The organism is Vibrio sp., from assembly GCF_048266485.1.
Taxonomy (GTDB): Bacteria; Pseudomonadota; Gammaproteobacteria; order Enterobacterales; family Vibrionaceae; genus Vibrio.
Window position 1 is genome coordinate 37,583 of the sequence record NZ_JBLWZK010000008.1, and the last position, 19,058, is coordinate 56,640.

General features: G+C 39.5%; 15 protein-coding genes and 1 pseudogene. 3 read left to right on the forward strand and 13 right to left on the reverse strand.

What is annotated here, in order from left to right; translation table 11 throughout:
* Positions 1-14: 14 nt before the first annotated feature.
* Together ACN0T8_RS10665 and sbcD are read right to left on the reverse strand one after the other, a co-directional pair.
* The gene (locus tag ACN0T8_RS10665) at positions 15-3,779 is read right to left on the reverse strand and encodes an AAA family ATPase (protein ID WP_417880606.1); all 3,765 of its coding nucleotides are present in this window, start codon (positions 3,777-3,779) and stop codon (positions 15-17) included.
* The gene (gene sbcD, locus ACN0T8_RS10670; protein WP_417880692.1) at positions 3,779-5,083 is read right to left on the reverse strand and encodes an exonuclease subunit SbcD; all 1,305 of its coding nucleotides are present in this window, start codon (positions 5,081-5,083) and stop codon (positions 3,779-3,781) included. Before sbcD ends, ACN0T8_RS10665 begins: the two co-directional genes overlap by 1 nt.
* A gap of 557 nt (positions 5,084-5,640) precedes the next feature.
* On the opposite strand from sbcD, the pseudogene ACN0T8_RS10675 reads away from it, so the two are divergent.
* A pseudogene (locus ACN0T8_RS10675) lies at positions 5,641-6,024 on the forward strand (transposase); the annotation flags it as partial.
* 113 nt (positions 6,025-6,137) lie between these two features.
* Here the strand turns inward: ACN0T8_RS10675 and tdh are convergent.
* Together tdh and ACN0T8_RS10685 are read right to left on the reverse strand one after the other, a co-directional pair.
* The gene (gene tdh / locus ACN0T8_RS10680) at positions 6,138-7,175 is read right to left on the reverse strand and encodes an L-threonine 3-dehydrogenase (RefSeq protein ID WP_417880693.1); all 1,038 of its coding nucleotides are present in this window, start codon (positions 7,173-7,175) and stop codon (positions 6,138-6,140) included.
* Positions 7,176-7,208: 33 nt separating this feature from the next.
* Complete coding sequence (locus ACN0T8_RS10685; RefSeq protein WP_417880607.1) at positions 7,209-8,402, reverse strand: glycine C-acetyltransferase; 1,194 nt, start codon at positions 8,400-8,402, stop codon at positions 7,209-7,211.
* Positions 8,403-8,534: 132 nt separating this feature from the next.
* On the opposite strand from ACN0T8_RS10685, the gene ACN0T8_RS10690 reads away from it, so the two are divergent.
* The gene (locus ACN0T8_RS10690; protein WP_417880608.1) at positions 8,535-9,446 is read left to right on the forward strand and encodes a LysR family transcriptional regulator; all 912 of its coding nucleotides are present in this window, start codon (positions 8,535-8,537) and stop codon (positions 9,444-9,446) included.
* A 39-nt stretch (positions 9,447-9,485) separates the two neighbouring features.
* Here the strand turns inward: ACN0T8_RS10690 and ACN0T8_RS10695 are convergent, their stop codons facing one another.
* Positions 9,486-10,229 carry a phosphatase gene (locus ACN0T8_RS10695; protein ID WP_417880694.1) on the reverse strand — a complete coding sequence of 248 codons (744 nt, stop codon included), beginning with the start codon at positions 10,227-10,229 and terminating at the stop codon, positions 9,486-9,488.
* Positions 10,230-10,504: 275 nt separating this feature from the next.
* Between ACN0T8_RS10695 and ACN0T8_RS10700 the strand changes: the two genes are divergently transcribed.
* Positions 10,505-11,626: a DUF3541 domain-containing protein gene (locus ACN0T8_RS10700; RefSeq protein WP_417880609.1), complete on the forward strand. Its 1,122-nt coding sequence runs from the start codon at positions 10,505-10,507 to the stop codon at positions 11,624-11,626.
* Between the two features lie 164 nt (positions 11,627-11,790).
* Here ACN0T8_RS10700 and ACN0T8_RS10705 read toward each other — a convergent pair whose 3' ends face one another.
* The 8 genes from ACN0T8_RS10705 to ACN0T8_RS10740 form a co-directional block, all read right to left on the reverse strand.
* A complete protein-coding gene (locus tag ACN0T8_RS10705; protein WP_417880610.1) occupies positions 11,791-12,108 on the reverse strand; it encodes an AzlD domain-containing protein in 318 nt (105 codons plus the stop codon).
* Positions 12,105-12,842, reverse strand: a complete 738-nt coding sequence (locus tag ACN0T8_RS10710) for an AzlC family ABC transporter permease (protein ID WP_417880611.1) — start codon at positions 12,840-12,842, stop codon at positions 12,105-12,107. The genes ACN0T8_RS10705 and ACN0T8_RS10710 overlap by 4 nt, the downstream gene beginning before the upstream one ends.
* A 5-nt stretch (positions 12,843-12,847) precedes the next feature.
* Positions 12,848-13,696 carry a tetratricopeptide repeat protein gene (locus ACN0T8_RS10715; RefSeq protein WP_417880612.1) on the reverse strand — a complete coding sequence of 283 codons (849 nt, stop codon included), beginning with the start codon at positions 13,694-13,696 and terminating at the stop codon, positions 12,848-12,850.
* 114 nt (positions 13,697-13,810) lie between these two features.
* Positions 13,811-14,344: an NUDIX hydrolase gene (locus ACN0T8_RS10720; protein ID WP_417880613.1), complete on the reverse strand. Its 534-nt coding sequence runs from the start codon at positions 14,342-14,344 to the stop codon at positions 13,811-13,813.
* 29 nt (positions 14,345-14,373) lie between these two features.
* On the reverse strand, positions 14,374-15,081 hold the full coding sequence (gene phnR, locus ACN0T8_RS10725) for a phosphonate utilization transcriptional regulator PhnR (protein WP_417880614.1): 708 nt from the start codon (positions 15,079-15,081) through the stop codon (positions 14,374-14,376).
* Between the two features lie 387 nt (positions 15,082-15,468).
* A complete protein-coding gene (locus ACN0T8_RS10730; protein ID WP_417880615.1) occupies positions 15,469-16,776 on the reverse strand; it encodes an NCS2 family permease in 1,308 nt (435 codons plus the stop codon).
* A gap of 30 nt (positions 16,777-16,806) precedes the next feature.
* The gene (locus ACN0T8_RS10735) at positions 16,807-17,901 is read right to left on the reverse strand and encodes an adenosine deaminase family protein (RefSeq protein WP_417880616.1); all 1,095 of its coding nucleotides are present in this window, start codon (positions 17,899-17,901) and stop codon (positions 16,807-16,809) included.
* A 144-nt stretch (positions 17,902-18,045) separates the two neighbouring features.
* On the reverse strand, positions 18,046-18,951 hold the full coding sequence (locus ACN0T8_RS10740; protein ID WP_417880617.1) for a LysR family transcriptional regulator: 906 nt from the start codon (positions 18,949-18,951) through the stop codon (positions 18,046-18,048).
* Between the last annotated feature and the right edge of the window lie 107 nt (positions 18,952-19,058).

Consider the following 19,058-nt stretch of genomic DNA (forward strand, 5'->3'; position numbering starts at 1 on the left):
TGGGTAGTTTGCTGTTAAGCCGGCACACGGAAAGAAGAATCTAATTCACTCATTCCAAGTCCATTGCGTTTATGCACTTTTATCTGTACTGGAATACGCTCTTTCATGGCATCTATATGACTAATAACACCAATCATTTTACCGGAGGCATTTAAGTTATCTAATGCGTTTAAAGCCATATCGAGCGTATCGGCATCCAATGTACCAAAACCTTCATCCAAGAATAAAGAATCAATACTGGTTTTGTGACTGACCAAATCCGACAATGCGAGCGCTAACGCTAGGCTCACTAAAAAGCTTTCACCACCAGACAACGTCTTCGTATCTCGAATCGTATCGCCTTGCCAAGTGTCTATCACTGATAACGCCAATCCGTCCGTTGATACACTAGCAGTAGATACATCAGCATTCTGATCCATTGAAACGCCTGAGCGCTGTAATAAGTAGCGACCATGTAGCCGTTCCAACTGTTTATTGGCTAAATACACTAGGTTGTCTAAAGTAAGTCCTTGAGCAAATTTTCGGAACTTATCACCGCTTTTAGAACCAATTAAAGCATGTAGATATTGCCAGTCATCATAATGGGATTGCTGTGATTCTATCTGTTTAAATAGCTCAACTTGCCCTTCTCGCCTACGCTTATCACTTAATAATTCGTGTTCAATTTGCCCGATACGGTAGGTTTGGCTATCTAAGATTTCACTTACTTCTTGAAGGCTTTTCAACACCGTTTCGCAATCCGTCTTCATCCACTGAGACGCCTTCTCATGCTGTTGAATACTATCCCACTGCTTATTGGCATTTTCCACTAACGCCACCGCTCGTTCAGCTTGATTATTTATCTTCTGCTGCAACGTGATGAGTTTCTCTCTTTCATTGTCATCTAATAACGCCGCTTCAAACATGGCTTGGTTTTCAAACGGACTTTGGTCAAGCGCTTGTTGCCAATCTTGCTGTGCTTTTTTATGAGTTTGAGTTTGTTGTTCAAACTGATTTTGGGTACTGGCAATCTCACCGGATAATTTTTCTAACTGAACTTGCAGACTATGCCATTGTTGTTGAGCGACTTGATAGGCTTGTTCCGTTTGATCTAATTGCTTTTGACTCGCTTGTTTTTCTTCTGCAATGTTTCGTTTACCAAATAATGCCAACCGTTCCTGTTTTTTCTGTGCGAGCAATTCAATTTGAGCCATAAGAGCCTTGTTCATTTGATCTGCAAGGTTCTGTTTTTCTTGTAGTGATTGATTCAAACGAACTTCATCTTGCTGTACTTGCGCCAGTTTGTGCGTCAGCTCGGTAGATTGCTGATTATATTGCTGCCATTGTTGCGATGCTTGACGCTTTTGCTCTAACCAATCATTTAATGGCGAAACATCCGTTGGACTCCCCTCTAGCAGTGAATAGTCGGGCAAGCTATAGCCTAAAGCCTGCCATTGCTCACTCAAGGTTTGATAGATTGTCGCTCTATCTTCTTGCAGGCTTTGTAATGATTGGAGCTTAGCATCATCTTGTTTAAATAATGCCCGTTCTTGTTGCTTAAGCCCTTCAAGTGAGGCTTTAACTTTTTCTTGTTGAAAATGGCTTAATTGCAGCCCTTCTTTGCAAGTATTCAATTGCTTTTCAGCCTGTTGAAGCTGAGATAACTTCGCTTTAATGGCTTCGATTTGCCTAGGAACGTCAACCTCATACAGCTGCAGTTGCTTTGAGTCTTCAATCGCAAACAATGGTAATGTTTGATTGTTAAAGCTTTGCTGCCACTGATGTTCAATGTCGCTCAACTCAGCGTTATCTTGCTGCTGTTTTTGCGTTAATTCGGTTATATAGCGAGCCGTAGAATCTAGTTGCGAGCGAGCTTGCATGCCTTGTGCTTCAATCGTCTTTATCTCTGTTTCGGCGCGTTCTTTATCAAGACTGATTTGCGAGCGGTTCAGTGCCGTTGAATGCTCTAAAGCCGGATGTTCCAATGAACCGCACAAAGGACACGCTTCACCCGTTTGTAATTTGGCACGATAATCGGCAAATTGCGTGTCTTGATCGATAAGCGTTATATAACTCTGTATCTCAGCGTCTTTGGCTTTATAAGCCTGACGTAATGATGCGCAATTATCGGTAAGTTGTTGATGTTGTTTCTGTTGTTCAATCAGAACTTGAGCTTCACGCAGAATGGTTTGCGATAGCTTTGACCATGCATCATGCTTCATTCGTAGTTGATAAATAAATTGGCGATGTTGATCTTTTTCTTCTAACTCTAGAGCCAATTGATCCGCATTTTTTTGTTCATCAGTATTGAGATCTAACCAGGTTTGATTGGCGGCTTGAAATAGGGCTTCTTTACCATGAACATCCGCCTGGCATTGCTGAAAGTGCTTTTCTTCCACAGCAATAGTATTAGCAAGATTAACCTTTTCTTGTTGCTCGGCTTGAATAGTCTTATTGAGATCGACTATTTCACGCCCCTTTTGCGCCATTTGTTCAACTTGCAACTGCCATGAATTTAGGTGTTGAGAGATCACCTCATCATTCGCGTGCTTATCTAAATACTCTCGACAAGTCGCCTGCTGTTGTTGGGCTTGTTCTAAAGCAGACTTAACCTGGCTAAGTTCTTGTTGTACGGCATTAAGCTGCTTATTTTCATTTTGATATTGGTTAGTTAAATCAGCAACTTTGCTCTCTTTTTGTTGTATGTCTTGATCCAGCGGCAATACTTGTTCATCAATTAATTTGAATAGACTTCGCTGGGATTTTTTCTGTTGTTCCAATGCAATAGCAGCCTGATCATGACTTTGTTGTTTCGATTGCTTCTGCTTTTCAAACTCTGAAAATTGCTGCTGTTTGTCATTGAATTGAGTGGTAACCGCATCAAGTTGTTGCTTCGCCTGTTGCCATTGCAGGAAAGGCTGTCTCAATTTTTCAGCCGGTTCGCTTTTCGCGAGTTTATCCAACTGCGGCTGTTCATCTATTTTTTGCTGATTAACTTTCTCTTGTAGTTGATGCGCTTCTTGCACAGCTTGCTGGGCAGTTTGGTACTGTTGCCACCAGTGGTGATGCTCATTCCAGGCTTGTTGTGTTTGCTTGTTTTTCTGTTGCTGTTGTTTAACGTCTTCAAGTTCATTATTCAGTGCTGAAACTTGCTCTAAAGAGAGAAGTTGAACGCCTTTTGCTTGCGATTCCAGTTCCGCTAACTTTTGTTTGGCATTTGTAAAGTACTCATGCACTTTCTCTGAAATTTGACCGTAGATCTCCGTGCCCGTTAATTCTTCAAGTAGCTCGGCTCGCTCGGATTCTTTCGCATTTAAAAAAGCGGCAAATTGGCCCTGAGATAACATCATGGATTTAGTAAAACGAGAAAAATCCAACCCAGTGATTTCCTTTAATAAGGAATCTTTTCGTTTCGTTTGACTCGCAAGAACCTTACCACTTACCACTTCAGCCAACTCCACAACCGCTGATTGCAAATTGCCATCTATTTTACCTCTAGAACGACGCATGCTCCAAAATGCTCGAAACGCTTTTCCTTTCACCTCAAATTCAACTTCCGCTAAACACTCAGCCGTACCTCGCGTCATAATTTCATTGTTCGAAGTGGTAATTAGCCCAAGACGTGGTGTTTGGTGATACAGAGCAAGGCACATGGCATCAAGTAATGTAGTTTTACCTGCGCCAGTTGGCCCAGTGATGGCGAACAAACCATTTTCTACAAAAGGCGATTGAGTGAAGTCGATCTTCCACTCCCCCTTTAATGAATTTAAATTTTGAAAGCGAACCGTTAAGATTTTCATTACTTCACTTCCTTATCGCTATTACCAGTTTGTTGCTCTAACACATCGGAGACAACTTGCTCAAACTGCTGCATAATTCGTTGTTGCCTAGCCTCTGCCTCTTCTCCTTCAAAGGATTCAAGGCTCATTCGTTTGTGGAAAACATCTTGCGGGGTAAGCTCTGCCAGAGTTTCATTTTTCACCTGAGTCAGTGATTGAACTTGTTGCGAGCGACTACGACGCAGTTGCAAGACTTCAACATTAAGGTTTTCTGTCATAGCTTGGATTCTTGACTGTAAATCTGATAAGTAATCATCCACTTCCACATGAATACACAACCAGACCGTTTGCTCAATATCAACAAATTGCTGCAATTGCGACTCTATACTTTCAAGTGAGCCTTTCAGTGTCATCATAGATTGAAAAAGCGGAATAGAAAGTGGTTCGATCCGCTTACCATTTTCGTTGAATTCAACTAACACTACTTGTTTATTCGATAACTTTGATTGGCTTTTTTCTGGGCTTTCAGTTTCAATCGTTTTGGCTTTAATCTCATCAAAACTTAACGGAATAGGCGATCCGCAATAGCGAATAGATTCAGATTTAGCAACAATTTGTGGTCTGTGTATGTGGCCAAGCGCAATATAATCAACGGTCGGAAAGGCTTTAGCATCAAAGGCTTCAAGTGAGCCGATATAAATATCGCGCACCGATTCAGAAGTAGCCACACCTAATGCTGTTAAGTGACCCGTTGCGATTATTGGTAGTTTACGTTTGAGTTTCTGTTCTTGCTCACTTTGTATTTCTAACGCCTTATCGTACAAGTTCTGATAGTGCTGTTGAATAGCCTCTCCCAACGCTTGTTTTTTTTGGGTACTTGTTTCTCCTGCGACACTTTGCAACACATCTCTTGGTCGGATAAAAGGAACCGCACACAAAATAGCACCAGCTTTCTTATTACGATCTTCTAACAAAATCACTTGTTCATTAAGGTTTTCAGTCGTATTCGCAATAACATGGGTATTTAAGCAAGCAAGCAGATCTTTAGATTCATTCAGCATTGAAACTGAATCATGATTACCACCCAAAACGATTAATGTGGTATCTAGTTGACTCAATTTCACAACAAACTGATTGTACATTTCTCGGGCGTAACTTGGTGGCGTACCAGTATCGAAAACATCTCCCGCTATAATAACCGCATCGACTTGTTGTGCTTTAACCAACTCTAGTAGCCAATGAATAAAAGCTTGATGTTCATTCTTGCGACTTTTTGTGAAAAAATTTTGACCAAGATGCCAATCTGAAGTGTGGATAATTTTCATAAAGTAACGAACAGGCCAATTGAAAAAGATAAAGGAATTGTGCCATAACTGGTTGAAGAAGAAAGCGGAACCTGCATTTAATTGACCTATAAAACGAAGAATCCCAAGCATAAAAAAAGCTCAGGAAATTTAACCTGAGCTTGTTACAAAAACCATCACAAAAGTAACGGCCAGCTATGCGTAACCACCAATGTGTGTTCTAGTGTTTAGCTGATCGGCGGCCAAACCAAAAGCTAAACGAACACCTGGTATGCGACTAATTTCGTCGCTTTACCAATACACTGCCTGTTAATAGTAGACAATCCATTAAGATTGCTTTCTATACAACAAACAACATGTATTCAGTAAAAAGAACTAAACAGCTTATTTATCTATAGGTTATCGAGTTTTCCTTAGCTTTGATAAAAATCCCTATCAAGAATTTACAATCATTTCATGAAAAACTTGTGATGTAAAAACAAGCATTAATTAAAAAATCAATCTCTGTATTTTAAACAGACCGCAATTCTAGCGTTTCTATTGAAGTATGTCATTAAAAGTGTGAATGACATCGCTAAATCGGAAATATTGCGGCCCCCTACATTATTAGTATCCTTCTTGAACTTGCTTATATGACGAATAAACAAGCCGCTCACGTATAGGTTTAGCACCGATAACCAAAGAAAGTGAGTGCTATAAAGGTAAAAGAACCATCCAAGTTGGTCGTTCTCAAGTCAGAACTGTACTCTATTTGGCAATAGTCAGCGATGTAATTCGATTTTTAAAGCTCATTACCTATACCTTTTAGATGCTGGATAACCGACAAAAGTCGCTATTATTGCGTATGTTCGTAAGATGGATGTATCTTAAATTCGATACTAATAGATCGCGTCATGTGGGATGAAAATAGAGCTTGGCAGGCATTAAAAAAGCCCATCAAATCTAAACAAAATACTGTTTAGAAAATTAGGGCTAAATTAGGTTTTTTAAGGCTGTATTGGGCTTTATTTTCCACACTATTGTTTTTATCAACAGTGTCGTGCTTTTGAAAATATCCTCCTTGGATATCCTAAAACTACTTAGTCCAATCTAAGATAACTTTCCCCGAAAGCCCGCCACGCATCGTGTCGAAGCCCTCTTGAAAATCATCAACACTGAAATGGTGCGTGATAATTGGAGTTAGATCTAGGCCTGATTGAATCAAGCTTGCCATCTTATACCAAGTTTCGAACATTTCACGGCCGTAGATACCTTTGATCACTAAACCTTTGAAGATAACTTTAGTCCAGTCAATTGCCATATCGGATGGTGGGATACCAAGAAGCGCTACACGGCCACCGTGATTCATGGATTCAAGCATTGAGTTGAATGCCATTGGAACACCAGACATTTCTAGACCAACATCAAAGCCTTCTGTCATGCCTAACTCAGCCATCACGTCTTCAAGTTTTTCTTCCGCAACGTTAACTGCACGAGTTACGCCCATTTTACGTGCTAATTCTAAGCGGTATTCGTTTACATCAGTAATCACAACGTGACGCGCACCAACGTGTTTAGCAACTGCCGCCGCCATGATACCAATTGGACCAGCACCTGTGATTAGAACATCTTCACCCACTAAATCAAACGATAGCGCGGTGTGCACTGCGTTACCAAATGGGTCAAAGATGGATGCCAAATCATCAGAAATTTCATCTGGGATTTTAAATGCATTAAAGGCTGGAATCACTAAGTATTCAGAAAACGCACCGGTACGGTTTACGCCCACACCTGTTGTATTACGGCATAAGTGAGTACGACCACCACGGCAGTTACGACAGTGACCACAGGTAATATGGCCTTCACCTGAAACACGGTCGCCAAGTTCGAAACCTTTGACTTCTTGGCCGATGTCAACGACTTCACCTACGTATTCGTGACCAACAACCATTGGATAAGGAATAGTATTTTGTGACCATTCATCCCAGTTATAGATATGAACATCAGTACCACAAATAGCAGTTTTACGAATTTTGATTAAGATGTCGTTATGACCCATCTCAGGCATATCAACGTCTGTCATCCAAATGCCCTCTTCAGGCTTTAGCTTAGAGAGTGCTTTAATTTTACCCATATTTTTAATGTCGCCAATAGATCGAACTGTCATTTAGATGATCTCCATTTCTTTACCAACCGCGATGAATGCATCAATTGCGCGATCAAGTTGTTCACGGCTATGAGCGGCTGACATTTGAGTACGAATACGCGCTTGGCCTTTTGGTACGACGGGGAATGAGAAGCCCACAACGTAAATGCCTTTTTCAAGTGCACGTTCTGCAAATTCAGCGGCGACTTTCGCATCACCTAACATAATAGGAATAATCGCGTGATCAGCACCCGCCATAGTAAAGCCTGCTTCAGTCATGCGAGTTCGGAAATGATCAGCATTTTCCCAAAGCTTAGTACGAAGATCATTGCTTTCAGCCAGTAGGTCAATAACACGAATTGAGGCCGAAACAATCGCAGGAGCTACTGAGTTTGAGAACAAGTAAGGACGAGAACGTTGACGTAACCAGTCAATCACTTCTTTTTTACCCGCAGTGTAACCGCCTGAAGCGCCACCCATTGCTTTGCCTAATGTGCCCGTGATCAAATCAATACGGCCCATTACATTATTGTATTCGTGAGTACCACGGCCATTTTCGCCCATAAAGCCAACGGCGTGAGAATCATCCACCATCACTAACGCATTGTATTTATCCGCTAAATCACAGATAGCGGTTAAGTTTGCAACCACACCATCCATTGAGAATACACCGTCTGTCACAATCAGTTTATGACGTGCGCCAGCTTCATCTGCGGCGATCAATTGTTGCTCTAGTTCAGCCATATTATTGTTGGCATAGCGGAAGCGTTTCGCTTTACATAAACGAACACCATCAATGATAGAGGCGTGGTTTAGAGCATCAGAAATAATCGCATCTTCTGCTCCAAGGATAGTCTCAAATAAACCTGTGTTTGCATCAAAGCAAGAGGTGTAAAGAATGGTATCTTCCATACCTAAGAAATCAGATAACTTACGCTCAAGCTCTTTATGCGAATCTTGTGTACCACAAATAAAACGAACAGAAGCCATACCAAAACCGTGCTCATCCATCCCTTGTTTCGCTGCTTCAATAAGCGCAGGGTGATTAGCCAGACCTAAGTAGTTATTGGCACAAAAGTTTAATACTTCTTCACCTGTTGAGATTGAAACAGCAGCAGCTTGAGCTGACGTGATCACGCGTTCAGATTTGTATAAACCTTCAGTTTTGACATCATCAATCTGTTGGTTGATTTGTTGGTAGAATGCAGAAGACATGGAATATCCTTTTTATTATTGGGATTTTTAGCGTTTAAAAGCTGAAGACTATTTTAGTTCATGGTGAAAGAGACTATTATCCCTCCACATGGAAAAACATTAATGAATTAAATTCACAAATGGGCTATTTAGATGTTGAATTCTCGACTTATCGCATTGTTACCGGATCTCGCCACCTTCATTTTAGTGGTCAATAAAGGCAGCTTTACCGCGGCCGCAAAAGAGTTAGGGGTCACACCTTCCGCTTTAAGTAAATTGATCACCCGTTTAGAAGCCTCGCTCTCGGTTAAGCTGTTTGAGCGTACTACGCGAACATTACAGATCACACAATCAGGTCAAAAGATTTACCAACAATCGGTCGCTATGGTGAATGCGGCTCAACAGGCGGTGGATATCTCCAATGCTGAACACGAAGAGCCGGTGGGTACTGTCACCGTCGCCGCACCAAAAGCCTTTTTGAGTATAGTCTTACAACCAATCGTGACACCTTTTTTACAGCGTTATCCGAATATTGAATTGAAGTTGAAAGTCTCTGATGGCGATATCGATATGGTAGAACAAGGTATCGATATTATGTTTCGCTTAACCGATAAGCCGTATGAAAATCTAATTTCTCGAGAACTTGGCAAGGTCAATTTATCACTTTGTGCTAGTCCAGAATATTTAGATCATAAAGGTCATCCGCAACATCCTACTGAATTAATACAGCATGATTGCTTATACCTTGGAGAAGCTCGTAATGATCATATTTGGAATTTTGTTCAAGGTAATGAAACTCATACAATTCCTGTATCAGGGCGATATGCCGTTAACCATTCACAAATGCGTCTTAATGGGGTCAAAGATGGGCTTGGTATTGGTATCTTCCCTGATTTTGTAATCCGAGAAGCATTGAGTAATGGAGAAGTCATTCAAGTATTAGACGATTGGACGATCAAAGGAAACTATCATGGAGTAATTGCCATGCAATACGCGTCTAGCAAATACATGCCGACGCGTCTGAAAGTGTTTATCGATTATGCCGTAAAACATTTACCTATTTAATAGATCATCTTAGTGAAGCATCAAGATTACCCCCTAAGGTTACAACCTCTCAAATTCAGAAATCGCTTGGCGACCACGTTTAGCTAAGAATTCTAAAAACTGTTTCGGTGTGTGCGTAATCACTTGCTCTGCGGGCATTGCAATACGATCAAGCAATTCACTCACCTTTTCGAATTTACCCAGATCATGAGCAAAATGAGCATCGGAGCCTGTCGTGATATAACCACCCGATTCTTTTACCGCTAAAGCAATCGCTTCACAACGCTGTTCACTGCCCGCACGACTGCCGCCTTTTAATGAAGAGTTATTCAATTCAATCGCCACATTGTGTTGTTTGGCACACTCAGCTACCGCTTTAAAATCGAAATCGTATCTCGGGTTTCCTAGGTGACCGAGCGCATCAACGCGGCCACTTTTAATCACATTGATTAACGTTGTGGTATGAACCTCTTTGGTAGAAGGTGTAAATACCGGCTCATGGAAACTCGCAATGACCCAATCTAAATGCTCATCGGAACTAGGATGAATATCAACCTCACCAGATTCATTCATAATGTTGCTTTCCATACCGCGCAAAATGGCCACATCACTTAAAAATCGGGGTAAAATACGTTGGTTATTGAAAAACCAATAATGTGGAGCGCCCGGCATAGTTGAAGCATGGTCTGTAGTGCAAAACATTTTCATACCATGCTTATGAGCGCATTCAGCATTCTCAATTAACGTACTATAAGCATGACCGCTTGCATAAGTGTGAGTATGGGTATCAACCTGTATCTGCATCATATTTCTCCTTCTACTGGGTTATATACCATATCATTTTCATGTTGCGGCTGTATTAAAAATACAATCTAAGTTTCTAAAGAATGTTTAGTGAATCAAAACTCACCATTATCTTATCCCAACCACACCCATTAGATGAGCAGATAATTAGTACGATTGGTATTAGGTAAGTTTAGTGTCAATTTTATTCTGTAAACTCAAATAATGAATACAAAGAAGTATAAACAGGTGTAATTTATATATATCCAAACTTTCAAATCGAAAAGGATATTCTTATGCTTAAGCTCAAACCTGCATCTTTAATCATTATCGCCATTTTTGGTTTATCACAGCTTACCTTTGTACCAACCGTCTTAGCAAAAGAAAATCTAAGGCAACAAACATCTGCAATTCAAGCCACTCGTTATCAACAAGATGCCGAGATTATTAAGCATACGTTCGAGAGCCAACTTTACACGCTGAATGCCAACACTGCTGGGCATTACGGGTTAAGGATGTACCGCCAAACGTTAGATCCGAAATACTCTGCAGCAGTTTGGTCAGATATGGCAAGAGTCGCTAGCACACTTAATGAAATTGCCGCTGAAATACACACGCGTAAGCAAGCCAAAGCTTACGGGCAGAAGAAATTACAGTACTATAAAACAAAGAAGACTGTTCGCACCCAATTGCGCTACGAAGTGACCAAAGATAAGCCTGAATATCTATTCTTAGGTATCGACCTTCTTGGCGCTATGGCTCGAGCAGATGAATATGGTTTAAAGCATAAAGGCGATAAGCATCTACATAACTTAATTCGTCAATTCGACTTTAAACCCTATGCAACTGACCCTGAAATGATCAAAGCATGGGCGGCTCAATTAGCAAATCAAGTCTATTGGTTGCGCCAGTTAGATGAACAAGATGTGGTTGATGATTTTATTCTTGCTTTCCAAAAAACCTATCCAGATAACCAAGATAAACAACTTACCGACCAACAATATACAAATAAAATTTACGGTTTAACTCATATTATTTTTGCCGCTTCGGAGTACTATCAACGCCCTATCGACAATAAAGAATTCTCATGGATTTATGATTATTTCGATAAAAACATTGAACAAATATTAGCCCGAACTAAAGAGGATGTGGTGGCCGAGGTAGGTATCAGCTATCTACTTGCAGGAAAGTTAGATTCTCCAACTCTTGCCGATACACAAGCTACCATTTCTCATGCAATTGACATGAAAAGAGGCATGATTCCATCCACTGATGGTGATTTTGAATTAGGAAAAGGTGAACATAGAAATGTATTGGCGATCATGCTATTAGGATGGCAAGGAACCAATGCGGCGCCAACCATTTCAAAGCAACCAAATGTATTTAACAATTTACCATATGGTTTGGTTAAAAAGTAGCATCGACCAAAGCACTCTCCCACTCAATGTATTGATGAATGGGGATCCCCCTGCGTAAAATCATTTATCTCTGTTATTGGAAGCGGCCATTGCATCTTTACTACTAGTAAATTTAATCAGCCGAGTTCAATTTAGCTGTATTATGATCTGTTAATACTACTGATTTATATAGAAAATATATTTTTCACTAGGAAGAACACCATCATACTAATTAAAGTCGTGGCAATCACATTCTTCATTTTCCAAGCGATAAACGCCGCCAGAATAGCCGCAATCAAGTATGGATTATGATAAGAAACCGACAAACGATCATCATGGATAAACACAATCGGAGCCCAAATAGCAGTTAATACTGCCGGACTAGAATAACTAAGCAAACGCTGCGTATTGCCATTTAACTTTAGTGGTAGCTTAGGAGAAATAAACAAATAGCGACTAAAAAATACTACCGCTGTCATTGCCAAAATTGAAAGTAGAATCATGCTTCCCCTTCACTATTTTGATGAGAAATTGCTTCATCTTTAACATTACCTTCAACTAAGTAACCCGCCACCATCGCGAGCAAACTGGCAATAATAAGACTACCTTCAATTTTCCAATAACTCAGTAAAACGGATACTACCAAGGCAACAATAACCGATGTTAAAACAGACCAAGTTTTAATTGTTGGAATGACAATCGCAATAAACGTCGCAGCAACTGCAAAATCAAGCCCCCACTGGTCTAAATTCGGAATTCGTTTTCCTGCGACAATCCCTATAAAACTAGCAATATTCCAAACTAAGTAGAAGCTAAAACCTGCACCTAATGCGTACCAGCGGTTAAACACTCTTTGAGTTTGATGGCCACAAACCGCAAACAATTCATCGGTCAGTAAAAAGCCTAATCCTAAACGCCATTTAAGCGGTAAAGGACTCAACTTTTCGCGCATCGACATACTGTAAAGAAAGTGACGAGAAGTAATAAACAAGGTCGTCAACAACATTGTCCATAAGCCTACTTGAGCATCAAACATGCCCGTGGCCACGAGTTGTGCAGCTCCGGCAAATAAAATCGCCGATAAGGCTTGCGCTTCAAATGGCGTTAAACCGATATCAATCGCATACGAACCAGCTAACAACCCCCAAGGAATGACGGCTAAACTGAGAGGGAAAATAGCTAAAGTTCCCCGCCATATCTGTGATACGCGGGAAACATTTGAAGAAGCGTTATTCATAAATATTAAGAATGCTCATTGATATCAATTAAGGTTTCGAAACGAGGGTTACCTCTTAACATTTCAAAATCAGGCTCATCAGAGGCCAGCTCTCGAAGTGATGCACTTGATTCAATAGCTAAGACAAGATCATTAATCGCTTGCTCTTCGGCACCGAGTCGAGAATAAGCACAAGCACGTTGGTATAGAGCATGACCGTTATTATCATCCACTTCGAGTACTCGATTACAAATACTCAAGGCCCAATGGTATTCATTAATTTCCATCGCGGAATCAGCTTTATGAGTTAATGCTTCGAGATCACCTGGGCGAATTTTTAAAATTTCATCATAGGTTTCAATTTTTTGCTCTGGAGTCTGAGCACTCTGTGCACGAAGCCATAAGTTATGTACTTCATTAATAATTTCAATTTCGCGGTTGTTCTCTGTAATGATTCGTGTCTTACGTTTTAAATCACGCTCTAAGGCACTAAACTTTTTCTCATAAGACATGGTGATTTCATTAAGACGCTTATCAGCCATTTCTTTGGTGTTGTGCTTAATCTCTTTCAAAGACTGCCAACCGACTAGTGCTACCAAAGAAGCAACACCAGCAATGATATAGAAAAAGTAAGTCACGGTAATATTGGAATAGTTGAGAGATTTATCTGCGACAGCCAATTCACGGTCGGTAATTTGTACCGTCAAACGACGCTCTAAATCTTGTTGTTCTGTCCGCAATGATTTTAATTCATCGAGAATATAACGCTCCATTAAGGGACGATCGAGCATTTCCGTTTCTGAGTATTTTTTCGCTTCATTTGCTAGCGTCTGAAATGACAATAACGATATTAGTACAATCCATAACCATTTCATAATTTTGCCTTATTATATTATTGTTTTTCACCAACAAACCTTAACATAATTACAGCGAAGTTATATACCCAAGTAACTTTATCCCACACTAAAACAAGGGATAGAGCTAAAATTCTAATGATCAGTACTTTTTAAACACTGGTCGGCAATCAACTGCAAGAGAAAGGTTTCTCGGTCAATCGACATCCCTTTTTTATCACTTAGTTCAATGGTTTTTAAGTTGTGCTCTATCGCTTGTTGAATGTTAATCCAAACAGGCTTCATACCATTATTAATTTCATGCGATTCAAAACATGTATCCCCTAACCTATCATCAACTTCACAGGTATAACAATAAGACAGCATGTGCATCACATTGGCATCACCTTTATACCATGGACGAAACTCTTCATAACAACCGAACGCTTCAATATTACGAATATTCTGTGCACCCGTTTCTTCTTGTAGCTCGCGGATCATGCCCTCTACTTTGTCTTCACCAGAATCTAATCCTCCACCAGGCAGGCTGTAGTCGTGGTAGCGTTCAGTATAAAGTAGAAGAATACTCTCACCTTTCATGGCAATCGCACGTGTAGCTAAGCGTTGAATAATCGATTTAGATTCTAACTTTTTCACATCTGGATGTACGGTACTTCGTAGTAATTTCATTAACTTTTTTCTCTTTAAAAGAGTTCAGATCATTTAATATTAAAATCGGCCACAGACTCAATACACATTGCATCATGGCGCCAAAATTCAAACTCACAATCAAGCAACATTCCATCTTGGTTATAACGTATTTTTTCTACAAGCGTTGCAGGACTCCCCGAAGTGGCACGTAAAGCCTGAGCAATGTCCCCCATTAAAGAAGAAGCGGTAATGCGATATCGAATTGCTTGGTACTCTTGATGGTAGTGCTGACGATATATTTCAATAAGTGAAGTGCTTAAGTCATGCTCAAGCAGGTTAGGAAATAAATTCGGATGAGCATAAGTCGTCACAAAAGCTACCGGACGATCATCCAACAAACGTACCCGATCAATACAATAAACATTGCTAAAAGGTTTCAGATTTAATTGTTTCGAAGCTTGCTTATTAGCCAACATGGATTTAGCGGTAATCAACTTTGTTTCCGGTTTAAACTTCTGAGCGAATGCCATTTCAGTAAAGCCTACCACTTGATTAGGGTTATAAATCAACGGCTCTGGTGAAATAAACCAACCACGTCGGTCTTCTCGATACACTTTACCTTCTGCTTCCAATAAAGATAATGCCTCTCTTAAAGTCACCCTAGTCGTATCAAAAGATTCGGCTAATTGGCGCTCTGATGGTAATTTCTGCTTAGGTAGTAAAAGACCTGACTCTATTTGCTCAACAATAGCATCTTTAATTTTTACATATTGCACTGGCTAGCCTATCACCCTATATGTCAAATAATGTTCTTAGTATTTATACAAGTCTTGTATATAAGATAGTAACTTATTTATTTTATACAGGACAGTTTCAAATTTTTACTCAAACCAAGGCAACCAAGGCTCCATAACGATGAGAAACTAAAAACATTCTGTTCAATAGAGTTGATTCCACAAGTTCTGTAAGTGACTCAATATGCGTAGAAAGCTTTAAATCCGTTGATACAAATGTTGATTGTCACCTAACTCTATTAGTGTCGTTGTATACAAATAACACCTTCCTTATAGTGCCTTAAAAATAACAATAGGGGCTGAAAAACAGCCCCCATATAATGCACCATGAAGAAATATAACAGGATAGTATTATTAAAAATGGATAGATTAATGTCCTGCCACAATCTTAAAATAATAAATCATTGCGATTGCAATAAGGTACACGGACCAATGATCTTCTTTAAAACGTCCCGTAATTAATTTCAAAAATGCGTATACAACTAATGCAGCAGCGATACCATTACCAGAATTAAAACTAAAAATCGTCATAGCAATGCAGACAAAAGCAGGTAAATACTCCGTAATATCTTCATAATTAATTTTACGCAATGACGTCATCATTGAAAAACCTATATATACAAGAACCGGAGCAGTGGCAACCGTCGGAATCATTGTAGCGAGTGGTGATAAAAATAGCGTTAGTAAAAATAATGCTGCTGTCACTATACCAGTAAAGCCCGTTTTCCCTCCAGCTTCAACACCCGCAGAGCTTTCTAAATATGTAGTTAATACTGGACATGAAAATAATGCCCCAAAAGTGGTCGCGGTCGAGTCCACATGAAAGTTTTTTTCGATACCAGGCAAATTACCTTTATCATCTAAATAACCAGCTTGTGCGCCTACTCCTAATAATGTTCCCAAGGTAGAGAAGAAATCTGGAATAAAAAACGCTAATAAAAATGGAATGTATTTAACATCTAATGCGCCCAAAATATCCAATTGAAAAGCCATATCACCAATATTTTGTGGCATAGCTATAACTGATTTTGGAAGCTGTGTAATTCCTAGAGGGATGCTAATTACTGTTGTAATTAAAATAGCTAATATAATTCCACCACGAATTTGACGGGTAGTAAAAAAGAGCACAAGAAAAAAACCTATAAAACCAACAATGGCGGGCGTTGAAGTTAAATCACCAAAATTCAATACATTTTTACTCGCATTAGCAACAATAATGCCTGCTTGTTTCAGCCCAAGAAGCGCAATGAATAAGCCTATACCGACACCTACGGATATTTTAATTCCATGTGGAATCACTCGAACAATAAAGTCCCTCACCCCTAAAAAAGAAACCAACATAAAAAGTACACCGCTGATAAAGACAATACCTGATGCAATCTCTAAAGGAACCCCGCCACCAACGAGAGTAAATGAGAATATAGCCACACTCCCCAAACCTGGTCCTAAGACAAAAGGTCTATTTGTATATAGTGCCATAGCTATGGTCGTAATAACGGTCATCAAGACAGTTACTGTCATTGCTTCTGCAAATGGCAAGCCAGCTTTACTTAGCATTCCAGGTACAACCGCAACTATATAGGCCATCGTAGCAAAGATTGTAAATCCCGCTATTATTTCCGTTTTAAAGTTTGTTTTATATTTTTCAAATTCAAAAAACGCTTTTATCTTTTCCATTGAATTATATTCCTATTCCATCAAGAATTATTAGTTTCTATATTTAATTTGTTGTGCTTCCGGTCTAGAGTGGCAAAAGCTCAATTGTTTATAATATTCATCAAACTGCAGCCCCCACTTATCTATCCATTCCTCTTTTTGTTTTTTAGGTAACCAACTAGATTTCAAACTATTGATAATAAAAGTTTTCAAACTCATGACATCGAAACCTAAATCTTCCACCATGGTACGATAACAATTAACACTGTTAGTATTATGCATATGCCAATCGTCAGTACATGGCACGATATTTAAACCAGCCTGAGCCATGGCTCGGATAGGATGGTTGTTTTTCCATTCGTTAAAATCTGGCCATTTATTTAAAAAATAAGTGTTTGATGGTACAACTGTAAATGGAATTTGAGATTGAGCGTACTGGCGTGTTAGTTCTTTATTTTCAATAATGCTATAGCCATGATCGACTCGGTCAATACCAATCAATTCAATACCTGATTCAACATTTCTCCAATGTAAACCAAACTCCGAACAGTGAGCCGTTAATTTATAACCATGTTGTTTTGCTAAACGATATGCTTTCCAAAATTGCTCAACGGGGGCGTCATGTTCTTTATAATCAATACCGATACCAATTACATAAGGGTGTGGGTGAAGCAGCATAGTTTCGACCATTTCAACTGCAACTTCTGGGGTTTTCTCTCGATTAATTGATGGTATCAAACGAATGACAATACCCCATTTTTCATAAGCATCATCAATCGCTTGTACTAAGGAGTTATTCACACATTGATATTGAAGCGACGTATCACTAGGGTTCCAAAATGTTTCAATATACAAAACACCACATGTGTGGGCATCTTCTGCAACTTCCAATAAAACACGATAATAATCTTCAGGCTGCTTCATTAATTGATACAAATACGTCAATGCTGCAATTCCACCTTTCGTAGACCCCGTTTCACTTTGGTATTCACGGTAATAAGTCTTTGCCTCATTTTCAGTCAAAGGTTGGTGATATTTTTGAGCTAAATCCAACATAGTTGCCATTCTTACACCACCAAGGAGGTGATAATGAAGATCAGCTTTAGGGATATGATGTATAAATTCGGTTAATGTGAGTTTCTTCATTACATTTGCACCAATAAAAGCAATCGATTGCTTAAGTGTGCAATGTATACGAACTTATGAGAAATGCCTTTATTGATATGGCAATGCCATTTCGGCATTATTTAATAAACTTAGTGCCTAAACAGTATGAGGAAAATGATCTATTTAACTTAAAGACCAACCTTCTTGAACTTGTTTTGTTAGTTGTTTCCAAAATGTTTCCCCCTGATCGCTGAGTCGACTTTGATTTCGATAAACTCTCATTTGGTACGGCACACACCACTTCTCAGTATTAAAAGAGAATAATTGACCATTTTTAAGCTCATCAATAATCAAATTACTAGGCAACCAAGCGAGTCCTTTCCCTCTCATCGCCATATCCTTGTGCAATTGACACATCGATGATTCAAAACAGGTTTTAAAAGAGAATCCAAAATCAGTACCTACATGGCTCTCAATCAAACGAGCACTATAGCTCTCTGATGAGTAACGTAATAATGGTAACGTACTTTCTAAAAATGGATTGAATATAGGGTGTCCTGCTTTATCAACAGCTGACACTAATAGAAAGTGTCCTTTCCCAACTGGGATATTTTGAAATGGGGGTTGTAAGAGCTCCATAACATCAAATGCAAATAAAATATCGCTTTGTCCATCTATCAAAGATTGACTTGCTTGATCAACTCTAAGTACATCAACACTATATGGTAACTCATAACCAACATGGACTTGTTCTACTAAGTTCATTAATGATGGAGAAGCTAAAGAGTGTGGTGTGGCAACTTTTAATGGCGTAAAAAGTTGTTGTTCCATACCTTTTAACTGGGTTAGACCATGCTCAAGTTGTTGGACTAAATTTCTCGCAGTAGTCCTAAATTGCTTACCGGCAGGAGTTAAACTTATAGGGTGTGTTGTTCTATCAATAAGCTGTAATCCAACAGCTTCCTCCAGTGCTTTAATATGTCGCCCAAAAGCGGGTTGAGTGATAAACCTAGCTTCAGCAGCTCTCGAAAAATTTTTCATTTCACTAAGAACTATAAAGTCTTCTAGCCATTTAGTATCAATACTCATTAACTCTTCCATAAATAAAAAACGCCCAGCACATAAAGCACTAGGCGTAGTATATACACCCAAGTCATTTCAAGGTGCGAGTTTCAGCAAGAGCAAAACAAGCTTTC